The sequence below is a fragment of the Pseudomonas sp. HN2-3 genome (genome assembly GCF_020691745.1).
Lineage (GTDB): Bacteria > Pseudomonadota > Gammaproteobacteria > Pseudomonadales > Pseudomonadaceae > Aquipseudomonas > Aquipseudomonas capeferrum.
Genome location: NZ_CP085704.1, coordinates 5,382,187 through 5,404,453 on the forward strand (window position 1 = coordinate 5,382,187; position 22,267 = coordinate 5,404,453).

Annotated in this window: 16 protein-coding genes; 7 read left to right on the forward strand and 9 right to left on the reverse strand. The window is 64.0% G+C overall.

Annotation, left to right across the window (positions count from 1 at the left end; translation table 11 throughout):
• Positions 1-28: 28 nt before the first annotated feature.
• Positions 29-634, forward strand: a complete 606-nt coding sequence (locus LJX93_RS24460; RefSeq protein WP_033701851.1) for a lipopolysaccharide kinase InaA family protein — start codon at positions 29-31, stop codon at positions 632-634.
• Between the two features lie 3 nt (positions 635-637).
• Here the strand turns inward: LJX93_RS24460 and LJX93_RS24465 are convergent, their stop codons facing one another.
• From LJX93_RS24465 to putP, 9 genes are all read right to left on the reverse strand, one after another.
• The gene (locus tag LJX93_RS24465; protein WP_186652796.1) at positions 638-1,729 is read right to left on the reverse strand and encodes a glycosyltransferase; all 1,092 of its coding nucleotides are present in this window, start codon (positions 1,727-1,729) and stop codon (positions 638-640) included.
• 46 nt (positions 1,730-1,775) lie between these two features.
• Positions 1,776-2,549 (reverse strand): glycosyltransferase family 2 protein, encoded by a 774-nt coding sequence (locus LJX93_RS24470; protein WP_033701853.1) that lies wholly within the window; start codon positions 2,547-2,549, stop codon positions 1,776-1,778.
• Between the two features lie 65 nt (positions 2,550-2,614).
• The gene (locus LJX93_RS24475; protein WP_033701854.1) at positions 2,615-3,571 is read right to left on the reverse strand and encodes a glycosyltransferase; all 957 of its coding nucleotides are present in this window, start codon (positions 3,569-3,571) and stop codon (positions 2,615-2,617) included.
• Between the two features lie 48 nt (positions 3,572-3,619).
• Positions 3,620-5,023, reverse strand: a complete 1,404-nt coding sequence (locus tag LJX93_RS24480) for a PIG-L deacetylase family protein (RefSeq protein ID WP_227697316.1) — start codon at positions 5,021-5,023, stop codon at positions 3,620-3,622.
• Complete coding sequence (locus LJX93_RS24485; RefSeq protein WP_033701856.1) at positions 5,020-5,916, reverse strand: antimicrobial resistance protein Mig-14; 897 nt, start codon at positions 5,914-5,916, stop codon at positions 5,020-5,022. The genes LJX93_RS24480 and LJX93_RS24485 overlap by 4 nt, the downstream gene beginning before the upstream one ends.
• On the reverse strand, positions 5,916-7,046 hold the full coding sequence (locus tag LJX93_RS24490; protein ID WP_033701857.1) for a glycosyltransferase: 1,131 nt from the start codon (positions 7,044-7,046) through the stop codon (positions 5,916-5,918). The genes LJX93_RS24485 and LJX93_RS24490 overlap by 1 nt, the downstream gene beginning before the upstream one ends.
• Positions 7,030-8,787, reverse strand: coding sequence for a carbamoyltransferase (locus tag LJX93_RS24495; protein ID WP_027592485.1), 1,758 nt, complete (start codon positions 8,785-8,787; stop codon positions 7,030-7,032). Before LJX93_RS24495 ends, LJX93_RS24490 begins: the two co-directional genes overlap by 17 nt.
• 116 nt (positions 8,788-8,903) lie before the next feature.
• Positions 8,904-9,740: a 23S rRNA (adenine(2030)-N(6))-methyltransferase RlmJ gene (locus LJX93_RS24500; protein ID WP_033701858.1), complete on the reverse strand. Its 837-nt coding sequence runs from the start codon at positions 9,738-9,740 to the stop codon at positions 8,904-8,906.
• 106 nt (positions 9,741-9,846) lie between these two features.
• The gene (gene putP, locus LJX93_RS24505; protein ID WP_227696499.1) at positions 9,847-11,325 is read right to left on the reverse strand and encodes a sodium/proline symporter PutP; all 1,479 of its coding nucleotides are present in this window, start codon (positions 11,323-11,325) and stop codon (positions 9,847-9,849) included.
• On the opposite strand from putP, the gene LJX93_RS24510 reads away from it, so the two are divergent.
• The 6 genes from LJX93_RS24510 (at position 11,324) to mdtD (ending at position 22,263) form a co-directional block, all read left to right on the forward strand.
• Positions 11,324-11,650, forward strand: a complete 327-nt coding sequence (locus tag LJX93_RS24510) for a hypothetical protein (RefSeq protein ID WP_143500709.1) — start codon at positions 11,324-11,326, stop codon at positions 11,648-11,650. The two genes, putP and LJX93_RS24510, sit on opposite strands and share 2 nt — an antisense overlap.
• 31 nt (positions 11,651-11,681) lie before the next feature.
• Positions 11,682-15,635 carry a trifunctional transcriptional regulator/proline dehydrogenase/L-glutamate gamma-semialdehyde dehydrogenase gene (gene putA / locus LJX93_RS24515; protein ID WP_033701860.1) on the forward strand — a complete coding sequence of 1,318 codons (3,954 nt, stop codon included), beginning with the start codon at positions 11,682-11,684 and terminating at the stop codon, positions 15,633-15,635.
• Between the two features lie 464 nt (positions 15,636-16,099).
• A complete protein-coding gene (locus LJX93_RS24520; protein WP_095063884.1) occupies positions 16,100-17,902 on the forward strand; it encodes an acyl-CoA dehydrogenase in 1,803 nt (600 codons plus the stop codon).
• 31 nt (positions 17,903-17,933) lie between these two features.
• Entirely contained in the window at positions 17,934-19,376 is a 1,443-nt protein-coding gene (locus LJX93_RS24525) for a TldD/PmbA family protein (RefSeq protein ID WP_047582265.1), read from the forward strand.
• Positions 19,376-20,707, forward strand: coding sequence for a TldD/PmbA family protein (locus LJX93_RS24530; RefSeq protein ID WP_227696500.1), 1,332 nt, complete (start codon positions 19,376-19,378; stop codon positions 20,705-20,707). The genes LJX93_RS24525 and LJX93_RS24530 overlap by 1 nt, the downstream gene beginning before the upstream one ends.
• A gap of 128 nt (positions 20,708-20,835) precedes the next feature.
• Positions 20,836-22,263 carry a multidrug transporter subunit MdtD gene (mdtD, locus tag LJX93_RS24535; RefSeq protein WP_033701864.1) on the forward strand — a complete coding sequence of 476 codons (1,428 nt, stop codon included), beginning with the start codon at positions 20,836-20,838 and terminating at the stop codon, positions 22,261-22,263.
• The last annotated feature ends 4 nt before the right edge of the window (positions 22,264-22,267 follow it).

Consider the following 22,267-nt stretch of genomic DNA (forward strand, 5'->3'; position numbering starts at 1 on the left):
TTGCTCGCCAGACGACAAGGCTCTATTCATGCAATGCTCCCGGCTCACCCAGATCGACTTCGATCAGCTGACACTAGGCGCACAGGTGCTAGAGGCAGACAGCCATGGCGCCAAAGTCTACCTGCTCAAGGATGGTAATTTCCTTAAGGTTTTTCGCCGTAAGCGATTGATTTCATCTGCCCTGTTGCGCCCCTACTCGCAGCGCTTCGTCGACAACGCCGCGCGCCTGGCGCAATTGGGCATTCCCACCCTCGAGGTGATCAGCCAGCACAAACTCGACCTGCCCGGCAGAACCGCGGTGCTGTATCGCCCGCTGCCCGGGCGGACCCTGCTGCAGATGTCGCGCGACGCCGACTTCAGCTGGGACACCTATCTGCCGCGATTGATCGAACTCATACGCCAGTTGCACCGCGCGGGTGTCTACTTCCGCTCACTGCACCTGGGCAATGTCGTGGTCACCCCCGATCAGCGCCTGGGGTTGATTGATGTGGCCGACATGCGGTTCCTGCGCCCGCCGTTATCTGCCCGCATGATTCGTCGCAACGTGCAGCACATGGTGCGCTACATCGAGCGGGAGAACCTGGGTGACCAGTTCCCCCTCGCCGACTTCGAGGCAGCCCTGCTGGCCCGCTGAGGGTCAACCTCGCAGCAGGTTTTGCGAGCCATTCTGGAAGGCTTGCCAGGCCTGCTCCGGCGCCAGTGCCTGGCGTTGTCGGGCGGCCACGGCTGCGGCGTCTGGCAGGCTGCAGCGCGCTATCGCCTCGGCCCAGGCATGCTCATCGGCAATGGGCAGGTAGCCACCGGTGTCCAGCAACTGCTCACGGAACACCAGCAGGTCACTGCACACCACCGGCACGTCGGCCATCACCGCCTCTTGCACCACCAGCCCCAGGCCCTCCGAACGCGAAGGCACCAGTAGCCAGTCAAATGCCCGGTACAGCCGCTGCAGGTCTTCACGATGGCCGCACAGATGGACCTGCCCGGCCAGGCCCAGTTCGTCGATGCGCGCTTGCAGCACGGCATGCAGAGGGCCTTCACCAATGATTGCCATCTGCAGATCGGGCTTGTCGACAACGGCCTTGGCAAACGCCTCGATCAGCATTTCAAAGCCCTTGCTTTCGACCAGCCGCCCCACCGCACCGAGCACCTGGCCGTTGCCTGGCCGCAACGCCAGTGCCTGCCTGGCCTGCTCGCGGCTCAACAGCGTTTCGACGAAGGCCCGAGGGTCGAGCGCCATGCGCAGGGTCTGTACCGGCCGCCCAAGGTCATGCTCCAGGGCTTCGGCAAGCGTGTGCGAAACCGCTGCGATGCTCAAGCGCTCGGCGGGCAATGCCCGCAACAGGCGGATATCACTCGCCGTCAGGCGCGTCTTGCCGTGGAACAGTACCTTGGCACGCACCTCGGGAATCTGCTGCAGCAGCGGCAGCACCAGCCTTGCCACGCCGACACCGTCGAGCAGCACGATCTCGGCCTGGGCCTCGGCCAGCGCCTTGCGCAGGCGCATGCGCAGCCACGGCCGCAGCAGGCGCCACAGGTGCCGGCCCTTGAGCGCACGCGGCGGCATGTGCCACTCCCGGGTCGAGCCGAGCCCACAGCACAGCCCGCTGCCCAACAGCAGCCAGTTGCTGATCCTGGCATCGGGCCCGGCGTGGGACAGCACCTGTCGGTGAACCTTGTGGATGGACATGTACGGCGAACCGCCTGCCCACATCATATTGACGATGTTCATGGGGTTAGCGCCCCTCTCCCGCTCAAAGTCAGGTGGGACTGCGACTTCATTGAACAAAAATGGTGATACCCATGCCGATCACGGCACCTGCCACCAGCGTCAATGCCAGCTTTATCCGATCACGTTGACGACGTTTGGCCTTGCGCTCCACTTCTATGGGCAAGGTCACGTGATTACCAAATCCTGTGTGCAATACTGCATCACCCTCCAAGGTGACCGCTGTCAGATTTAACTCAGCATAACGACGGGAAAGCGCCTTTTCTCCAGCATAGGCGGCAAATGGTGCACAGCGCTGATAATCGCTCAAACGACGCAGGCCGGGGTTGAGCGAAAACGCTTGCCACTCCGCTTTTTCGGAAAGCAGTGGGTAGCAAGGCACGCCCGCGATCACCTGACGGTCGCCCAGGTGGATGTAAGGGCTGTGCACGGACAGGTCATGGGCATGGCTGCGCAGCCAGACCTGCAGGAGGTTGGGGCTGACCTCCAGGATCGCCCGGGAATCTTCGACAAAGCCCTGCCGGTAGAAATGCCAGTCATCCTCGCAATGGAAGATGTAAGGCGTCTTGACGTGGCTGTAAGCCAGGTCGATCGACGGCAGCTGGCCCAGCTTCGGCCGATTGACGAACACCTTGCAATGCGGTTTCCAGTGCTCTGGCACTGCCCCATGCACGGCATCGTCACCGGAATCTTCGGTGATGAAGACTTCGCGAATGGGCGCGGTGTTGTAGCGATCGAAACTCTCAAGGGTGTCTTTGAGCAGATCGAACCGCCCACAGCTGGTCACGACCAGCGTGACATCACTCTCATTTGAAAAGCGCACCGGACTCCCTCCGCATTGCGACAATCGACTTCCAGCACCCGCTCCGTAGGCACGAAAGTGCTTTATTAAATGCCCAGTTTCAGACGTAGCCGCTGCCAGGCAGACAACGGCGGATGAGGCCTGAGCGCAGGGCGCATGTGGTCGACGATGCTACGTCCAACTTCACCGAAACTGAAACGAGAAACCGCCAGATGGCGGCCATTTTCAGCAATCCGCTGGGCCAGCGCAGGGTCGGCGCGCAAACTGCGCAGCTTTTCCTGGAGGGTCGGGATGCTGTCATAGAACACCACGTTGTGCATGTCCTGCAGGCCCAGGGCGCGGTTTTCTTCCTCGCCCTGGTCGAACGCCAGCAACACACAGCCACAGGCCATGGCCTCGAAGTTCTTGATCATGTACTCGCCCATGCCGACATCGGCACTGACGAAGAAACGAATACGGTTGAGCGTGTTGCAATAGTCCTCACCCGACTTGGTGCGGGTCACCACCAGGTTCTCGACCCGCCCCAACTCGTCCAGCAGCGCCTTGCGCCCGCTGTAGGCAACGCTGTTGGTACTGCCGACGAACGCCAGGTCGATATCGCGCTCACGTTCCTGGTCGGTCAGCAGCTGCTCATCGTAGCCCTTGGGCACGAATACCGCGTCAAAGCCTTCCTGGCGCAGGCGCTCGCTGACCATGTAGCCCGAACTGATCACCCGCGCCCACGGCAGTTTGCGGTAATGCGCGCTGAACTTGCCGGTGTACTTGCAGGGGATGTAGTTCTGGTAGGCGTCATGTTCGAGGATGACCAGGTTTGGCACCGTCTGGATGAACGCCACTTGGCGGATTTCCTGCTTGAAGCGCAGGAAGAACACGATGCGGTCGTAACGCTCCACCTGCACTTCACGCTTGAAGTAGCGGCGCAGGTTACGCTGGTCTTCACTGGTCAGCCAGCGCAGGTCACATTCGCAGTTGGCCGCGACGCCATCGTACAGGCGGTCGAGGATCGCCCGCTGTTCCTTCTGCACCAGAAATAAGACTTTCATTGCTTTCCTTGGGCGCGCTGCGCCATCGCGGTCAACCATGGGCATTGTTTACAGCTCACGGCGCCAGAACAGTTCATGCCGGCGCACAGCCTTGCGGAAGAATTCGTTTTCGCCATAGGGCGACGGCCTGCGCCCGGCAAGCCAGCGTTGCAACAACCGCCGCAGGCGGCGTTTGAACGGCGCGGGAGGCTGCAGGTCGTGCATCATGCCCAGGGCCATGGCTTTGTCGTGCTGGGTCGGCACGTCCAGCACCAGCGAGCACGGTGCCCACGGCTGCTCGGCACTCAGTTGTGGTGGCAAGGCCACACCGTCGCCGCTGTCACCCATCGGCCAGCGGTCGTTGTCATGCAGGTGGTTGGCGTAGCACAGCAGCGTTTGCGGCTGCCACGCTAGGCCTTGCAGGGCTTCCAGCACGGCCGCCTGGGCACAGACATGATCGGGGTGCGGGTCGAGTTGCGGGTGCGGCATGACCAGCACCTCGGGCTTGGCCATTGCCAACAGCGCACGCAGGTCGGCCAGCAGGTTGTGCCAGGTCGGCGCACCGTCATTGTCGGCCGGCAGCGGGAACGGATTGAACTGGCGGAACGGGCGGATATCAGCCATGTCGGCTTCGCGTGAAGCCGCCGGTACATCTGGCGCGGCCTGCATGGCGGGCAGTTGCAGGCAGAAGTAGCCCAACTGCACGCAGCGCGATTGCGGCACGCCAGCCCAGCGCGGCACGGCAATGCTGTCCCAGGCGCGCAAGCGCCCTTTCAGGCGTGCCGCCTGGGCCTTGCCCAGGCCCATTTTCTGATAGTGCTCGGCTTCGATCTCGCCGGCAGTCAGGGTGACCACCCAGGTTTCGTCAGCCTGGCTGTACAGCCCATAAGCCGCCAGCTCGGCATCATCGGCATGCGGCGCAATCACCATGACGCGGCGGCGCTGCAACTCGACGCTGGGGGTTATCCACAGGCGCGGTTCGCCCTGCAGCTGGCAATGGCGGCCACGCACACGCAGCGTGCCGGCCTTGAGCGGCAAGGCCATGCCGGTCAGGTTCAGGAAGCGCACCCCGTTGACGCCGCGCTCGAAGGTTTGCCGATCACTCAGCGCATCCGCAGAAAGCTCCACCCGCGGGTCGAGAAAGCGCCCCAGCCAGGTGCTCTTTATCCGCAGTTCCAGGACGAGGGTCTCGTCACCTTGCAGTGTCGCATCGGCCTGCAGCAGCCCACCCTGCAGGCTGACCGCCGCCGCGCGGGTTTGCTCACCGAAGTTGTAGGCGTAATCCTCGCCGGGTGCGTAGAACAAGTGATCGGCGAACCAGGCCTCATGGGCGGCCCAGACCAACGGCAGCAGCAAGAGCGGCAGCCACCACCAGGCCAGTACCCCCAGCGCGATCAGTGCGACCAGGCCGGCAAGCAGGCCCAGGCGCTTGTTGCGCCGATGGTGCTTGAGCAATTGCTGCTTGCGGCTCACGCCTGGAACACCGGCACGGGGTTGCACCAGCGATCCTTGTACTCGCGGTCGGCACGGCCGAACGAGAACCGCAGTGGCTTGTTACGTGCGCGGGCGTCTTCCCAGGCTGCCTGGGTGTTGAGGAAGCTCAGCACGCTACCGGGGCTGAATGCCTTGGTCTCGGGGTCGACGCCGCCGTTGACGTACTCGACGCTGATCCACTCGGGCGCTTCGACCCGGTACACCAGCTGAATCGCGATCGGTTTGTCGTCCAGCAGCAGCACCGAACCGATCAGCAGCTCGCGTAAACGCTCGAGCACCTCGGCCAGGCGCTCGGCGCCGGTAGCCGGGAAGCCCCAGCGGCGCTGGAACAGGTCACGGTACATGGCGGCTATCTGGCCGGCGTCGAAGTCACTAATCGGCCGCACCACCCCGCCCGCCTCTTCCAGCAGGCGCAACTCGCGGCGCTGGTTGTAGCGGAACTTCTTAGACAGGTCTTCATGAGCGCGGGCCATGGCCAACTGCTCGGTCTGTGCCTTGAGGCCGGTAAAACGACCCTGATTCAGCTCGGACAGGTAACGCGCGGCATGGCGCAGCGGCGCGCTGGCATCGGCGGCGGCCGGCAGGATGATCTCGGCATTGCCCAGGTCGAACAGGCCCTTCTTGCCCGCGCGCTTGAGCACGTCCTTGGACAGCGCCAGGTGGCGCCCCCAAGTCGGAATCGCCGCTTTCAACTCGCCGTCTTGCAGCCATCCCAGGTAGCGCACGGGGATCTGCGCCAGCTCAGCCAACTGCTCGACCACCCGCGGATGGGTGGCAACGCTGCCACCAAACCGCGCCCAAGCCTCGGCATACGCCTTGGCGTCGATGACTTGCCAGCCGCGCTCGCGGAAGGCTTGAATACGATTAAGCATCACGCCTTCGCCACCAAGGCACGCACCTGCGGCAGTTGCCAGAAGGCTTCGCGTACCGCCGAGTCAGAGAAGCGCTGGTGCAGGCGTTGCAGCATGTGCTCGGCGCACGCCTCGCGCTGCTGGTCGTCTAGCGCGGCCATGTGCTTCAGGCCTTGAGCCAGCTGCGCATTATCGCCAAGGGGGAACAGCACACCCACACCCTCGACCACTTCGCGTGCCCCACCACAGGCCGTGGCCAGCAGTGGTACGCCCGCGACCATGGCTTCGAGCAGGACCATGCCGAACGGCTCATGATCGGAACTCAGGGCAAACACATCGAACGCCTTGAAATAGCGCCGCGCGTCCGGCACCTGGCCGAGGAAATCCACCTGGCCGGCAATGCCGAGCTCGGCCGCCAATGCCTTGAGTTGGGCTTCGAGGCGGCCTTTACCCAGAATCGCCAGGCGCGCGCCTGCGGGAAGCCCCGGCAGCGCTTCGGCAAAACCACGCAACAGCGTGGCCTGGTCCTTGTCCGGGTGCAGGCGCCCGACATTGCCGACAATCCACGCCTGAGGGTCCAGGCCAAGAGCCTGGCGCGCCGCTTCACGCGGCACCAATGCCGCTTGCAGGGCCTGGATATCGATACGGTTGTACAGGGTCTGGATGCGTTCGGCCGGCCACTGCGGCAGGCAACGGCGCATGTCGTCACGCACCGCATCCGAAACACCCAGCAGGCTCAGGCGCTTGCTGAACAGGTTGGCAAACAGCCGCCGCCCCTTGCGCTGATAGTCGCCAAAGGCATGGTGCACGCCGATTACCGGTAGGCCGGTACCCAGCAATGCCACATAGATCGGCTTGAACCGGTGGGCGATGCAGAAACTGAAATTGCGCTCGGCAGCAATCCGCCGCAAGGCGCGGATGGCGCCTAGCTTCAGGCCACGCACAGCCTTGGAGCTGAACTCCAGAAACAGCACCTCGTCCGACGCGCAGCCCGCCGCAACCTGCGGGTCGGCGGCGCCGGTGAGAAATACCGTGGTGACCTGGTAGCCACGCCCCTGAAACAGGCTGGCGTACTGACGGGCACAGTCCAGGAACGGCCCGTCATAGCCATGGCAGAACTGCAGGATGCGCGGTTCAGAGCGGCTGGTCATACGCGGCCGCGCCGTCCTTCACTACCAGGATGTCTTCCATGATCAGGTACTGCAGGTCCGAGCCAAAGAACATGTTCAAGGCATCGGTCGGCGAGCAGATCATCGGTTCACCACGGCGGTTCAGCGAGGTGTTCAGCGAGACGCCGTTGCCGGTCAGGTTTTCCAGCGCCTTCATCATGTCGTAGTAGCGCGGGTTGTACTCGCGCTTCAGCACCTGGGCACGCGAAGTGCCGTCCTCGTGGACCACTTCCGGCACACGGGTTTTCCACTCTTCAGCCACTTCGAAGGTGAAGGTCATGAAGGGCGCCGGGTGGTCGACCTTGATCATTTGCGGCGCGACGGTGTCGAGCATCGACGGGCAGAAAGGCCTCCAGCGCTCGCGGAACTTGATCTGGTGGTTGATGCGGTCAGCCACGCCTTCGACGCTCGGGCAACCGATGATCGAACGACCGCCCAGGGCGCGCGGGCCGAACTCCATGCGGCCCTGGAACCAGGCCACCGGGTTGCCGTCGACCATGATCTTGGCGATCTGCTCTGGCATGTTGTCGAGCTTGCGCCACTTCGGCTGGTCCGGGTGACGGGCGCAGGCGGCGATCACGTCCTCGTTGGAGTACGACGGGCCGAGGTAGACATGTTCCATCTTCTCGACCGGCACGCCACGGGCGTGGGAAACATAAGCAGCAGCACCCACCGCAGTACCGGCGTCACCGGATGCCGGCTGGACGAACAGCTCCTTCACATCCGGGCGGGCGATGATCTTCTGGTTGAGCTTGACGTTCAGCGCGCAGCCGCCGGCGAAAGCCAGCTTGCCAGTCTGCTTCAAGGTGTCGCCCAGGTAATGGTCGATCATCTGCAGGGCCAACTTTTCGAACAGCGCCTGCATGCTGGCTGCGTAGTGGATGTACGGCTCGTCGGCAATGTCGCCTTCGCGCTTGGGGCCCAGCCATTCGATCAGCTTCGGCGAGAAGTAGAAGCCCTTGCCCTTCTCTTTATAGCGGCGCAGGCCGATGACGTTGGCGTATTCGGTGTTGATCACCAACTCGCCGTTCTCGAAGCTGGCCAGGCGCGAGAAGTCATACTTGCTGGCATCGCCGTACGGCGCCATGCCCATGACCTTGAACTCGCCGTCGAGCATCTCGAAACCGAGGAACTCGGTGATCGCGCCATACAGGCCGCCCAGGGAGTCCGGATCGAAGAACTCCTTGATCTTGTGGATCTTGCCGTTTTCGCCGTAGCCGAAGAAGGTGGTGGCGTACTCGCCCTTACCGTCGATGCCGAGGATCGCGGTTTTTTCCTTGAAGCCCGAGCAGTGGTAGGCGCTGGAGGCGTGGGCCAGGTGGTGCTCGACCGGCTCGATCTTGACCTTTTTCGGGTCGAAACCCAATTGCTCCAGGCACCAGACGATCTTCTTGCGGTAGCGCTTGTAGCGGCGGTTGCCCATCAGGATCGCGTCGAGGGCGCGGTCCGGGGCGTACCAGTAACGCTTGGCATAGTGCCAGCGGGCTTTGCCGAACAGGCTGATCGGGGCAAACGGAATGGCTACCACGTCGACGTCGGACGGTTTGATGCCCGCCTGCTCCAGGCAGAACTTCGCCGACTCGTAGGGCATGCGGTTCTTCGCATGCTTGTCACGCACGAAGCGCTCTTCTTCGGCGGCGGCAATCAGCTTGCCGTCAATGTACAGGGCCGCGGAAGGGTCATGGCTAAGGGCGCCGGACAGGCCAAGAATCGTCAATGCCAAGGGATTAGCCTCTTCATTCGGTAGAGATGCGCCAGCGGCCTTGTGGGCGGATGGCGGCTAAAGGGCGGGATTATAACGCAAACAACAAGGACACACCGCCCCTTGTAGGCGCCTGGTTATTCGGCGATCAGCCAGTCCATCCGGTAGCTGCCAGCGGTTTGCGCCAGCTCTTTGGCCAACCACGGCAGCAGCTCGTGGAGCTCTTCTTCCAGCCCCCACGGCGGGTTGGCAATGGCCAGGCCAGAGCCATTGAGCCCCTGCGGGCTGTCCTGGTGGTGCACGTACAACTCGACACGCAACAGCTTGGGCGCGCCGGTGCTGGTCAGGTCCTGATAAAAGCGGGTCAGCGAGCGCTGATCCTTGATCGGGTACCAGATGGCCGCGACAGTCTGGCGCATGCGCCCGATTGCCTCTTTCATCGAGTTGGTGCAGCGCTTGAGCTCATCGGCCTGCTCGAACGGCGGGTCGATCAGCATGATCGCGCGTTTTTCCTGCACCGGCAGCAGGGCACGCGGCACATGCCAGCCCTCGCCCAGGTGCACGAATACGCGCGGGTCCTTCTTCATGTTCTCTTTGAGCAGCGGCCCGTCTTCGGGGTGCTTCTCGTTGAGCAGGGCGCGGTCCTGCTGACGCATCAGGCGGCGGGCGAGCTCTGGCGAGCCTGGGTAGTAACGCAGTTCGCCATCGGCATTGAGCCGCTTGATGATGCGCAGGTAATCGCCGGCCATGGCCGGCAGGTCGTCGCGATTCCACAGCCGGGCAACGCCCTCGAGGTATTCACCGGTGCGGGTCGCCTGGTCGCCCTGCAAGTCATACAGTCCAAGGCCTGCGTGGGTGTCGATATAGGCGAACGGCTGCTCCTTGCGCGACATCAGGGCGATGAGGCGGGTCAGCACGATGTGCTTGAGGACGTCGGCGTGGTTGCCGGCGTGGAAGGCGTGACGATAATTCATGGCAACTCCTGCGGGGGTGGCAAGTTTACCTTGCCTTGCAGGCGGAGTCAGGCCTGGCTGTCGATCAGCGGCGCCCGCGAAGCAGGCACCGCTCATTCAACAGGTATTACTTGTCGGCGTGATACGCCGCGTCGGCCGTCTCGAAGCGCTGCACCATCGCTTGCGATGGGCTGCCCAGCTTGCTCACCAGAATGATGGCGATGCTGCCCAACAGGAAGCCCGGGATGATTTCGTACAGGCCCCAGACATCGATCTGCTTCCACACGATCACGGTCAGCGCACCCACCACGATACCGGCCAGGGCACCGTTACGGGTCATGCCCTTCCACAGCACCGAGATCAGCACCACCGGACCAAAGGCAGCACCGAAGCCTGCCCAGGCATAAGCCACCAGGCCCAGTACACGGTTGTCCGGGTCGGCTGCCATGGCGATGGCGATCAGCGCCACGGCCAGCACCATCAGGCGGCCGATCCAGACCAGCTCGCGCTGCGAGGCATTCTTGCGCAGGAAGGCTTTATAGAAGTCTTCGGTCAAGGCACTGGAGCAAACCAGCAACTGGCAGCTCAGGGTGCTCATCACCGCCGCCAGGATGGCCGACAGCAGCACACCGGCGATCCATGGGTTGAACAGGATCTTCGCCAGCTCGATGAACACGCGCTCGCGGTTCTCGGTGACCGGGCCTGCCAGGTCAGGGTGCGCCGAGAAGTAGGCGATGCCGAAGAAGCCCACGGCGCAGGTGCCAGCCAGGCACAGGATCATCCAGGTCATGGAGATGCGGCGTGCCTTGGCGATCGACTTGACCGAATCGGCGGCCATGAAGCGCGCCAGGATGTGCGGCTGCCCGAAGTAACCCAGGCCCCAGCCCATCAGCGAGATGATGCCGACGAAGGTTGCACCTTTGAGCATGTCGAAGTTGGCCGGGTTCTGCGCCTCGATGGCCAGGAAGGTGGTGTCGACGCCACCGGTGGAGATCAGCACGATGATCGGGGTAAGGATCAGCGCGAAGATCATCAGCGATGCCTGCACGGTATCGGTCCAGCTCACCGCCAGGAAGCCACCGACGAAGGTGTAGGCGATGGTCGCCGCAGCACCGGCCCACAGCGCGGTTTCATACGGCATGCCGAACGTGCTTTCGAACAGACGAGCACCGGCCACGATGCCAGAGGCGCAATAGATGGTGAAGAACACCAGGATGACGATGGCCGAGATGATCCGCAGCAGGCCGCTTTGGTCTTCGAAACGGCTGGCGAAGTAGTCCGGCAGCGTCAGTGCATCGCCGTTGTGCTCGGTCTGCACCCGCAGGCGGCCGGCAACGAACAGCCAGTTCAGGTAGGCACCAACGGTCAGGCCGATGGCGATCCAGGCTTCGGAAAGGCCCGAGAAGTAGATGGCGCCCGGCAGGCCCATCAACAGCCAGCCGCTCATGTCGGAGGCACCGGCGGAAAGCGCGGTAACCACACTGCCCAAGCTGCGCCCGCCAAGGATATAGTCGGAAAGGTTATTGGTGGCGCGATAGGCGGCGAAGCCGATCAGCACCATTGCCGCGATGTAGATCACGAAGGTGATCGTTAGTGGATTGCCCATGCGTGTGCCCTGGCGTTTGTTTTTATTTCATGCACAACCACAACGAGGTGGTTGCACCCAGGCGACGAATCCTATGCAACAACACAAACGAGGTGCAACCATTTTTCTTCCTGTAGTTGCACCTACTTATGCATTTTCAGTTATTGCCTACTTTTTGCTCCTTTTTGGAGCAAAAACCGCGTTTTTCAGATTAAAACGCACCATAAACAACCCTTTATTACGTGTAGGAATGTTCGCCGGACGAGTTGCACCTTTTCTGCCAAAAAAACGGGTTGCACCTGGTTGCACCCGAATTGCCCTACAGATACTCTTGGCGTCAGCTTAGGCCACAACCGTGGCAATAACGAGGATAAGAAATGGCGACGACCACCCTTGGGGTCAAACTTGATGACCCTACCCGTGAGCGACTCAAAGCAGCTGCGCAGTCCATCGACCGCACGCCGCACTGGTTGATCAAGCAAGCGATCTTCAACTACCTGGAGAAGCTCGAGGGTGGCGCCACCCTGACCGAACTGAACGGTCAGGCCAGCAACCTGGCCGACGACGCGGGCGAAATCCAGCCCGACCATGCTCACCAGTGCTTCCTTGAGTTCGCCGAGAGCATCCTGCCGCAATCGGTCCTGCGTTCGGCCATCACTGCCGCCTATCGCCGCCCCGAGCAGGAAGTCATCCCGATGCTGCTGGAGCAGGCTCGCCTGAGTGCGCCGCTGGCAGAGGCCACCAACAAACTGGCCGCCGGCATCGCCGAGAAACTGCGCAACCAGAAGAGCGCAGGCGGGCGTGCCGGCATCGTCCAAGGGCTGCTGCAAGAGTTCTCGCTGTCGTCCCAGGAAGGCGTGGCGCTGATGTGCCTGGCCGAAGCCTTGCTGCGCATCCCCGACAAAGGCACCCGTGACGCGCTGATCCGCGACAAGATCAGCAACGGCAACTGGCAGCCGCACCTGGGCAACAGCCCGTCGCTGTTCGTCAACGCCGCCACCTGGGGGCTGTTGCTGACCGGCAAGCTGGTGTCTACCCATAATGAGTCTGGCCTGACCTCGTCGCTTACCCGCATCATCGGCAAAAGCGGCGAGCCGATGATCCGCAAGGGCGTCGACATGGCGATGCGCCTGATGGGCGAGCAGTTTGTCACCGGCGAAACCATCGCCGAAGCCCTGGCCAACGCCAGCCGTTTCGAGGCCAAGGGTTTCCGTTATTCCTACGACATGCTCGGCGAAGCTGCACTGACCGAGCACGACGCCCAGAAGTACCTGGCGTCCTACGAGCAGGCCATCCACTCGATCGGCAAAGCCTCCCATGGCCGCGGCATCTATGAAGGCCCAGGCATCTCGATCAAGCTGTCGGCGCTGCACCCACGCTACAGCCGCGCCCAGTACGAGCGCGTGATGGAAGAGCTGTACCCGCGCCTGCTGTCGCTGACCCTGCTGGCCAAGCAATACGACATCGGCCTGAACATCGACGCCGAAGAGGCCGACCGCCTGGAGCTGTCGCTCGACCTGCTCGAGCGCCTGTGCTTCGAACCTTCGCTGGCTGGCTGGAACGGCATTGGTTTCGTTATCCAGGCCTACCAGAAGCGCTGCCCGTACGTCATCGACTATGTCATCGACCTGGCCAAGCGCAGCCGCCACCGCCTGATGATCCGCCTGGTGAAAGGCGCCTATTGGGACAGCGAGATCAAGCGCGCCCAGGTTGAAGGCCTGGAAGGCTACCCAGTCTATACCCGCAAGGTGTACACCGACGTTTCCTACGTTGCCTGTGCACGCAAGCTGCTGGCAGTACCCGAAGCCATCTACCCGCAGTTCGCCACGCACAACGCCCACACCCTATCGGCCATCTACCACATCGCCGGCCAGAACTATTACCCAGGCCAGTACGAGTTCCAGTGCCTGCACGGCATGGGCGAGCCACTGTACGAACAAGTGGTCGGCAAGATCTCCGAAGGCAAGCTGAACCGCCCGTGCCGCGTGTACGCGCCGGTCGGCACCCACGAAACCCTGCTGGCCTACCTGGTCCGCCGCTTGCTGGAAAACGGCGCCAACACCTCGTTCGTCAACCGCATTGCCGACCATTCCATTTCCATCCAGGAACTGGTCGCCGACCCGGTCGCCAGCATCGAGCGCATGGGTACCCAGGAAGGCAGCCTCGGCCTGCCGCACCCGCGCATTCCGCTGCCGCGTGAGCTGTATGGCAGCGAGCGGGCCAACTCGGCCGGTATCGACATGGCCAACGAACACCGCCTGGCGTCGCTGTCCTGCGCCATGCTGGCCACCGCCCATAACGACTGGAAAGCCACCCCGCTGCTGGCCTGCGCCGCCAGTGAAGCAGCCGTAGCACCGGTACTGAACCCGGCAGACCACCGCGACGTGGTCGGCCATGTTCAGGAAGCCACCGTTGCCGACGTCGACAACGCCATCCAGTGCGCACTCAACGCCGCGCCGATCTGGCAGGCCACCCCGCCCGCCGAGCGCGCTGCGATCCTTGAGCGCACCGCCGACCTGATGGAAGCCGAGATCCAGCCGCTGATGGGCCTGCTCATCCGCGAAGCCGGCAAGACCTTCGCCAACGCCATCGCCGAAGTGCGCGAGGCCGTGGACTTCCTGCGCTACTACGCGGTGCAGGCACGCAACGACTTCAGCAACGACGCCCACCGCCCGCTGGGCCCGGTGGTCTGCATCAGCCCGTGGAACTTCCCACTGGCGATCTTCACCGGCCAGGTGGCCGCTGCCCTGGCGGCCGGTAACCCGGTCTTGGCCAAGCCTGCCGAACAGACCCCGCTGATCGCGGCCCAGGCCGTGCGCCTGCTGCTTGAGGCCGGCATTCCCGAAGGCGTCCTGCAACTGCTGCCAGGCCGTGGCGAGACCGTGGGTGCTGGCCTGGTCGGTGACGAGCGCGTCAAAGGCGTGATGTTCACCGGCTCCACCGAAGTCGCCCGTCTGCTGCAGCGCAACGTCGCCGGGCGCCTGGACAACCAGGGCCGGCCGATCCCGCTGATCGCCGAAACCGGCGGCCAGAACGCGATGATCGTCGACTCCTCGGCGCTGACCGAGCAGGTGGTGATCGACGTGGTGTCCTCGGCCTTCGACAGCGCCGGCCAGCGTTGCTCGGCCCTGCGCGTACTGTGCCTGCAGGAAGATTCTGCCGACCGCGTGATCGAAATGCTCAAGGGTGCCATGGCCGAAAACCGCCTGGGCAACCCGGACCGCCTGGCCGTGGACATTGGCCCGGTGATTGACGCCGAAGCCAAGGCGGGTATTGAAAAACACATCCAGGGCATGCGTGAAAAAGGCCGCTCGGTGTACCAGGTCGCCATCGCCGATGCTGGCGAGGTCAAGCGCGGCACCTTCGTCATGCCGACCCTGATCGAGCTGGACAGCTTCGATGAGCTCAAGCGCGAGATCTTCGGCCCGGTGCTGCACGTGGTGCGCTACAACCGCCGCAACCTCGACCAGTTGATCGAGCAGATCAACAACTCCGGCTACGGCCTGACCCTCGGCGTGCACACCCGCATCGACGAGACCATTGCCAAGGTGGTGGAGAACGCCAACGCCGGCAACATGTACGTCAACCGCAACATCGTTGGTGCGGTGGTGGGCGTGCAGCCGTTCGGTGGTGAAGGCCTGTCTGGTACCGGCCCGAAAGCTGGTGGCCCGCTGTACCTGTACCGCCTGCTGTCGACCCGCCCGGCTGACGCGATTGGCCGTCACTTCCAGCTTCAGGATGGCGAAGGCAAGCCGGACCGCACCCTGCACGAGCAGTTGATCAAGCCGCTGCACAGTCTCAAGGCCTGGGCCGAGAGCAACCAACAGGCCGACCTGGCCGCGCTGTGCACACAGTTCGCCGGCCAGTCGCAGAGCGGCATCGCCCGCCTGCTGCCAGGGCCTACCGGCGAGCGCAACAGCTACACCATCCTGCCGCGCGAGCACGTGCTGTGCCTGGCGGACAACGAGGCTGACCTGCTGGCGCAGTTTGCCGCGGTGCTGGCCGTTGGCAGCTCGGCGGTGTGGGTGGATGGCGAGCCAGGCAAAGGCCTGCGCGGCCGCCTGCCGAAGGAGCTGCAGGGCAAGGTCAAGCTGGTGGCAGACTGGAACAAGGATGACGTGGCGTTCGATGCCGTGATCCACCATGGTGACTCGGACCAGCTGCGTGGCGTTTGCCAGCAGGTGGCCAAGCGCGCCGGGGCGATCGTCGGGGTGCACGGGTTGTCCAGCGGGGATCATCAGATTGCGCTGGAGCGCTTGGTGATCGAGCGGGCGGTGAGTGTGAATACCGCTGCTGCTGGCGGTAATGCCAGCTTGATGACCATTGGTTGATAGCTGACGGTTGGTGAAGAAGGAGAGCTTAGGCTCTCCTTTTTTTTATGGGTTTGGTGTTACGGCCACCAGGTGCATGCCACTGGCTTCTCGGGCGCGCTCAAGATCGAGCGCCGCCCGCGCGGCGCATCGCGACGCAAGGCCGCTCCTACATTTGTTTCGGGCCAATTATTCCTGAGGTATTGGCGCGCGGCTCCTTGGTGTTCGCCTCGATATTGCGTCGTGCGAACAAGGCGGTCGCGCGCAAATGCCATAGGCCTCACTGGCCCGAAACAAATGTAGGAGCGAGCAGGCTCGCGATGCGCCGCGCGGGCGGCGCTCGATCTCAGGACCAGCAAATACGTCACGGCTAGCGCCTGCCCGCCCCCACACCTTCTAAACCCATATCACCCCCACCTATTAACCTGTCTCCCACCCCTATTTCAATCCTAGACTCGGTCCAACCCCGCCCAAGGACCGCCCCGATGCCCGAGACCCTGCTCAGCCCCCGCAACCTCGCCTTCGAACTCTACGAAGTGCTCGACGCCGAAGCCCTGACCCAGCGCCCGCGCTTCGCCGAGCACAGCCGCGAAACCTTCGACGCGGCCCTGACCACCGCCCGCACCATCGCCGAAAAGTACTTCGCGCCCCACAACCGCAAGGCCGACGAAAACGAGCCGCGCTATGTGGACGGCCGCGCCGAGCTGATCCCGGAGGTCAAACCGGCAGTCGATGCCTTCCTCGATGCGGGGTTTCTCAACGCCAACCGCGACTTCGAAGCCGGCGGCATGCAGCTGCCCAGCCTGGTCTCGCAAGCCTGCTTCGCCCACTTCCAGGCTGCCAACGCCGGCACTACGGCCTACCCGTTCCTGACCATGGGCGCGGCCAACCTGATCGAAAGCTTCGGCAGCGAGGAGCAAAAGCGCCTGTTCCTGCAGCCGATGATCGAAGGCCGCTACTTCGGCACCATGGCCCTGACCGAACCGCATGCCGGGTCTTCACTGGCCGATATCCGCACCCGCGCCGAACCCGCCGGCGATGGCAGCTACCGGCTCAAGGGCAACAAAATCTTCATCTCCGGCGGCGACCACGAACTGTCGGAAAACATCGTGCACATGGTCCTGGCCAAGCTGCCGGACGCACCGCCCGGCGTGAAGGGGATCTCGCTGTTCATCGTGCCCAAGTACCTGGTCAACCAGGACGGCAGCCGCAGTGAACGCAACGACGTGCTGCTGGCCGGCCTGTTCCACAAGATGGGCTGGCGCGGCACCACCTCTACCGCGCTCAACTTCGGTGACAACGGCCAGTGCGTCGGCTACCTGGTCGGCCAGCCGCACCAGGGCCTGGCCTGCATGTTCCAGATGATGAACGAGGCACGTATCGGCGTCGGCATGGGCGCGGTGATGCTCGGTTATGCCGGCTACCTGTATTCGCTGGAGTACGCCCGCCAACGGCCGCAGGGGCGCCTGCCAGACAGCAAGGACCCGCAGAGCCCCGCCGTCCCTATCATTGGGCACAGCGACGTGAAGCGCATGCTGCTGACCCAAAAAGCCTACGTGGAAGGCGCCTTCGACCTGGGCCTGTACGCTGCGCGCCTGTTCGACGACACCCAGACCGCCGACGACCAGAGCTCTCGGCAACAGGCCCAGACACTGCTCGACCTGCTGACCCCGATCGTCAAATCCTGGCCGTCGGCGTACTGCCTCAAAGCTAACGAACTGGCCATCCAGATCCTCGGCGGGCACGGCTACACCCGCGAATACCCGGTCGAGCAGTATTACCGCGACAACCGCCTGAACCCGATCCACGAGGGCACTGAGGGCATCCAGTCACTCGACCTGCTCGGCCGCAAACTGGCGCAACACAACGGCGCCGGGCTCAAGCAACTGATCCGCCTGATCGCCAGCACGGCCGAGCGCGCCAGCCACCACCCCGGCCTCGACACCCTGCGCCAGCCACTGGAGCAACTGGTCAATCGCCTGCAAGCCGTCACCCTCGCCCTGCTGGGCGATCTCGCCCAAGGCAAGGTCAATGCCGCCCTGGCCAACTCGGCCCTGTACCTGAAGGCGTTCGGCCATTGCGTGATCGGTTGGCGCTGGCTGGAGCAAGCCCTCCACGCTGAACTGGGCCTGCTCAAGGGCAATGCCGCAGACCGCGACTTCTACCAGGGCAAACTGCAGGCCGCCCGTTATTTCCTCACCTGGGAAGTGCCTGGCTGCCATAATGAGCTGGCATTGCTCGAGGCCCGCGACGATACGTGCCTGAGCATGCAAGAGGAGTGGTTCTAGGGGGAGCCACCACTGACTCGGAGGTTCCCGCATGTTCGATTCCAGCGCCCTGCTGCGCCAGCGCTTCGCCGCGCTGCGCAGCACGGCGGAGTTGTTTTCCCTGCGCCATGTGAAACAGTCGCACCAGGCGCTGTCGGTGCGCCGCAATGTGGCCGAGCCACCGTTCTTCAGCCAGGACGAGGGCGCCATGCTCACCGTGCGGGTCAATGGCGTGGAGGCTTATGCAGCCACCGCAGACCTGTCCCAGCACGGCCTGCAACAGGCACTCGAACGCGCCGAAGCCCTGGCCCGGCAGATCGCCGGGCATAGCCTGCTGGACCTGCGCGAGCAACCGGTGACCAGCGCGCGCCACGACCACGTTTCGCCCCACTTCGATCAACCCTTGCCCAGCCTTGCCGACTGCCTCGGCCTGCTCGCCGCCGAATCGGCCAGCGTGCCCAAGGACAGCCGCCTGGTGGACTGGCAGGCCGGCCTGGGCATGAGCGTGGTCGAGCAAACCTACCTCAACTCTGCCGGCGCCGAACTGCGCCACGCCCAGCGTTTCCTGTTCCCAGGCCTGAGCGTGACCGCCAGCGACGGCCAGGACAGCCAGAGCCGCAGCCTGGGCCGTGACAACTTCGGCCAGCAGGGCGGTTTCGAGATCGTCGAGCGCTGTGGCCTGGTCAGCGCCGCCAGTCGCGTCGCCGACGAAGCGCTGCAACTGTTGCTGGCACCCAATACACCCAGCGGCCCGCGCGACCTGCTGCTGATGCCCGACCAGATGATGCTGCAGATTCACGAGTCCATCGGCCACCCACTGGAGATGGACCGCATTCTCGGCGACGAGCGCAACTACGCCGGCACCAGCTTCGTCAAAGCCAGCGACTTCGGCCACCTGCAATACGGCTCGGCGCTGCTCAACGTGACCTTCGACCCGACCATCGGCGAAGAGCTGGCCAGCTACAGCTACGACGATGACGGCACCCAGGCCAGCAAGCAATTCCTGATCCGCGACGGCTTGCTGTTGCGCCCGCTGGGCGGCGCCCTGTCGCAGTTCCGCTCGGGCCTGGACGGCGTGGCCAACAGCCGTGCCTGTGGCTGGAACCGCGCACCGATCGACCGCATGGCCAACCTCAACATCGAGCCAGGCGACCGCTCGCTGGCACAATTGGTCAAGGGCATCGAGCACGGCATCCTGATGCGCACCAACCGCTCGTGGTCCATCGACGATGCACGCAACAAGTTCCAGTTCGGCTGCGAGTGGGGCCAACTGATCGAGAACGGCGAACTCAAGGGCGTCGTCAAAAACCCCAACTACCGCGGCATCTCGGCGCAGTTCTGGCGCAACCTGTCGGCAGTCGGCGACCGCAGCACCTTCCAGGTGCTGGGCACGCCCAACTGCGGCAAAGGCGAACCCAACCAGGTGGTACGGGTCGGCCACGCCTCGCCGGCCTGCGTGTTCCGCCAGATCGACGTATTCGGAGGCGACGCCTGATGAGCGCCACACCCCAGCAACGCTTCGAAACCCTGCTTGGCGCCCTGCGCGATACCCTTCAGGTGGGCGAGCAGTTCACCCTTGGTTACAGCGCCGAACAGTCGCAGTTCATCCGCTTCAACCACGCCCTGGTGCGCCAGGCCGGCGAGGTCAGCCAGGCCAGCGTGCAATTGCGCCTGATGCGTGACGGCCGCCAGGCCGAGCAGCAGATCACCCTCGGCGATGATGCCGTGCTGGACCGCACGCGCCTGGCCGATGCCCTCAACCAACTGCGCCAGACCCTGCCGCTGTTGCCGGTCGACCCCTACCTGCGCCTGGACGATACCCCATGGCACAGCCATAGCCAGCAGGATCACCCGCTGCCGGAGCTGGATGAGGTCCTTGCCCTGATCGAACGTGAAGCCGGCGACCTGGACTTGGTCGGCATCTATGCCGCCGGGCCGATCTGTCGCGGTTTCGCCAACTCGTTCGGCGCCTTCGGCTGGCACCAGGCCAACAGTTTCAACATGGACTGGAGCCTGTTCCACAGCAACGGCCAAGCAGTGAAAGCCAACTATGCCGGGCAGGTGTGGCACGCCGACGACTTCACCGCCCGCCTGCGCCAGGCCCGCGAACAGCTGGCCTTCCTCGGCCGCCCGGCGATTACCTTGAAGCCGGGCAGCTACCGCGCCTACCTGGCGCCTGCGGCCATGGACGAGATTGCCGGCATGCTGTGCTGGGGCGGTTTTTCCGCGCAGGCGCTGGCCACCGGCAACAGCGCCCTGCAACGCCTGTACAACGGCGATGCCCGCTTGAGCCCGCTGGCCAGCTTCGACGAGCAGATCAGCGGCTCGCTGAGCCCGGCGTTCTCGGATGAGGGTTCACCACGCCTCGATGTGCCGCTGATCACCCAAGGCCAGGCCGTGCAGCGTTTGATCAGCGCGCGTAGCGCGGCCGAGTTCGCACTGCAGGCCAATGGCGCCGACAGCTACGAGTCGCCCTGCGCCTTGAGCCTGGCGCCGGGCAACCTGGCCAGTGAGGCGATCCTCGAACGGCTTGGCACCGGGCTGTATATCAGCAACCTGTGGTACCTGAACTACTCGGACCTGCCAGCGGCGCGCATGACCGGCCTGACCCGCTTTGCCACCTTCTGGGTAGAGAATGGTGAGATTCAGGGGCCGGTGAGCACCATGCGCTTCGATGACAGCCTGTACAGCCTGCTGGGCAACCAACTGGAAGACCTGACCCGCGAGCGCGAGATGATCCTTTCCACCAGTACCTATGGACAGCGCAGTACCGGGTCGAGTCATTTGCCGGGGGCTCTGGTCAAAGGCCTTACCCTGACATTGTGATTGGCGTTGCTGGCCTCTTCGCGGGGCAAGCCCGCTCCCACACATAGCCGCCGCTTCTGGTGGCTGCGCGGTACTTGTGGGAGCGGGCTTGCCCCGCGAAGAGGCCGGTACTGACAAACGAGGACGTCATGCCCGAACGCACCCCGCTCGACCCCGTCACCGCCCGCTGGATCCCGTGGGTAGTGGCCATCGCTTTCTTCATGCAGTCCCTGGACGGCACCATCCTCAACACCGCGCTGCCGGCCATGGCCCGCTCGCTGGAAGAGGACCCGCTGCGCATGCAAGGCGTGATCATCGCCTATATGCTCACCGTGGCCTTGCTGATACCCGCCTCCGGCTGGATCGCCGACCGCTTCGGCACCAAGCGCATCTTCTTCAGCGCCATCCTGTTGTTCAGCTTTGGCTCGCTGCTGTGCGCGGCCGCCAACAGCCTGGGCTTTCTGATCCTGGCGCGGGTCGTGCAGGGCCTGGGCGGCGCGCTGATGCTGCCGGTCGGGCGGCTGGTGGTGCTGCGCGCCTATCCACGCACCGAACTGGTGCGCATCATGAGTTTCATCACCATCCCCGGCCTGCTCGGCCCTCTGCTCGGCCCTACGGTCGGCGGCTGGCTGGTAGAGATCCTCAGCTGGCACTGGATCTTCCTGCTCAACCTGCCGGTGGGCGCCATCGGTTGTTATGCCGTGTGGAAGTTCATCCCCGACCTGCGCGGTGCCGAGCGCACCAGCTTCGATGGCCCGGGTTTTCTGCTGTTCGGCGCGGCGATGGTGCTGATCACCATCGCCATGGAAGGCTTGGGTGAGCTGCACTTGCCACACCTGCGGGTAATGTTGCTGCTGTTCGCCGGCATGGCCTGCCTGGCCGCGTACTGGCTGCGTGCCGGGCGCGACCCAGAGCCGCTGTTCTCACCCAGCCTGTTCCGTGTACGCACCTTTGCCATCGGCATCCTCGGCAACCTGTTCGCCCGCCTGGGCAGCGGTGCCCTGCCCTTCCTGGTGCCCTTGCTGTTGCAGGTGGCGCTAGGCTATTCGCCGGCCCAGGCCGGCATGAGCATGATCCCGCTGGCAGCGGCGGCGATGCTCGCCAAGTCCATCGCCCGGCCGCTGATCGAGCGCCTTGGCTACCGCATCATCCTCACCGGCAACACCCTGCTGCTGGGGCTGCTGCTGGCCAGCCTTGGGCTGATCGACGAACAGACCCCCTACGCCGTACTGCTGATACACCTGGGCCTGCTCGGCGCGGTCAACTCCATGCAGTTCACGGCCATGAACACGGTGACCCTGATCGACCTCGACGATGCCAGCGCCAGCAGCGGCAACAGCCTGCTGTCGGTGGTCGCCCAGCTGGCCCTTAGCCTGGGCGTGGCCTGCGCCGGGGCATTGCTCGGCGGCTTCACCGCCGCGGGCAGTGCCGAAGGCGTGGAAAGCACCTTGGGGGCGTTCCAGCTGACCTTCGTCACCATCGGCATCATGTCGATGCTGGCAGCGGCGATCTTCCTGCAACTGGCGCCGACAGACGGAAGGCGTGCCCGTCGTCCGGAACAACACATGGAGTCGTAGGGCG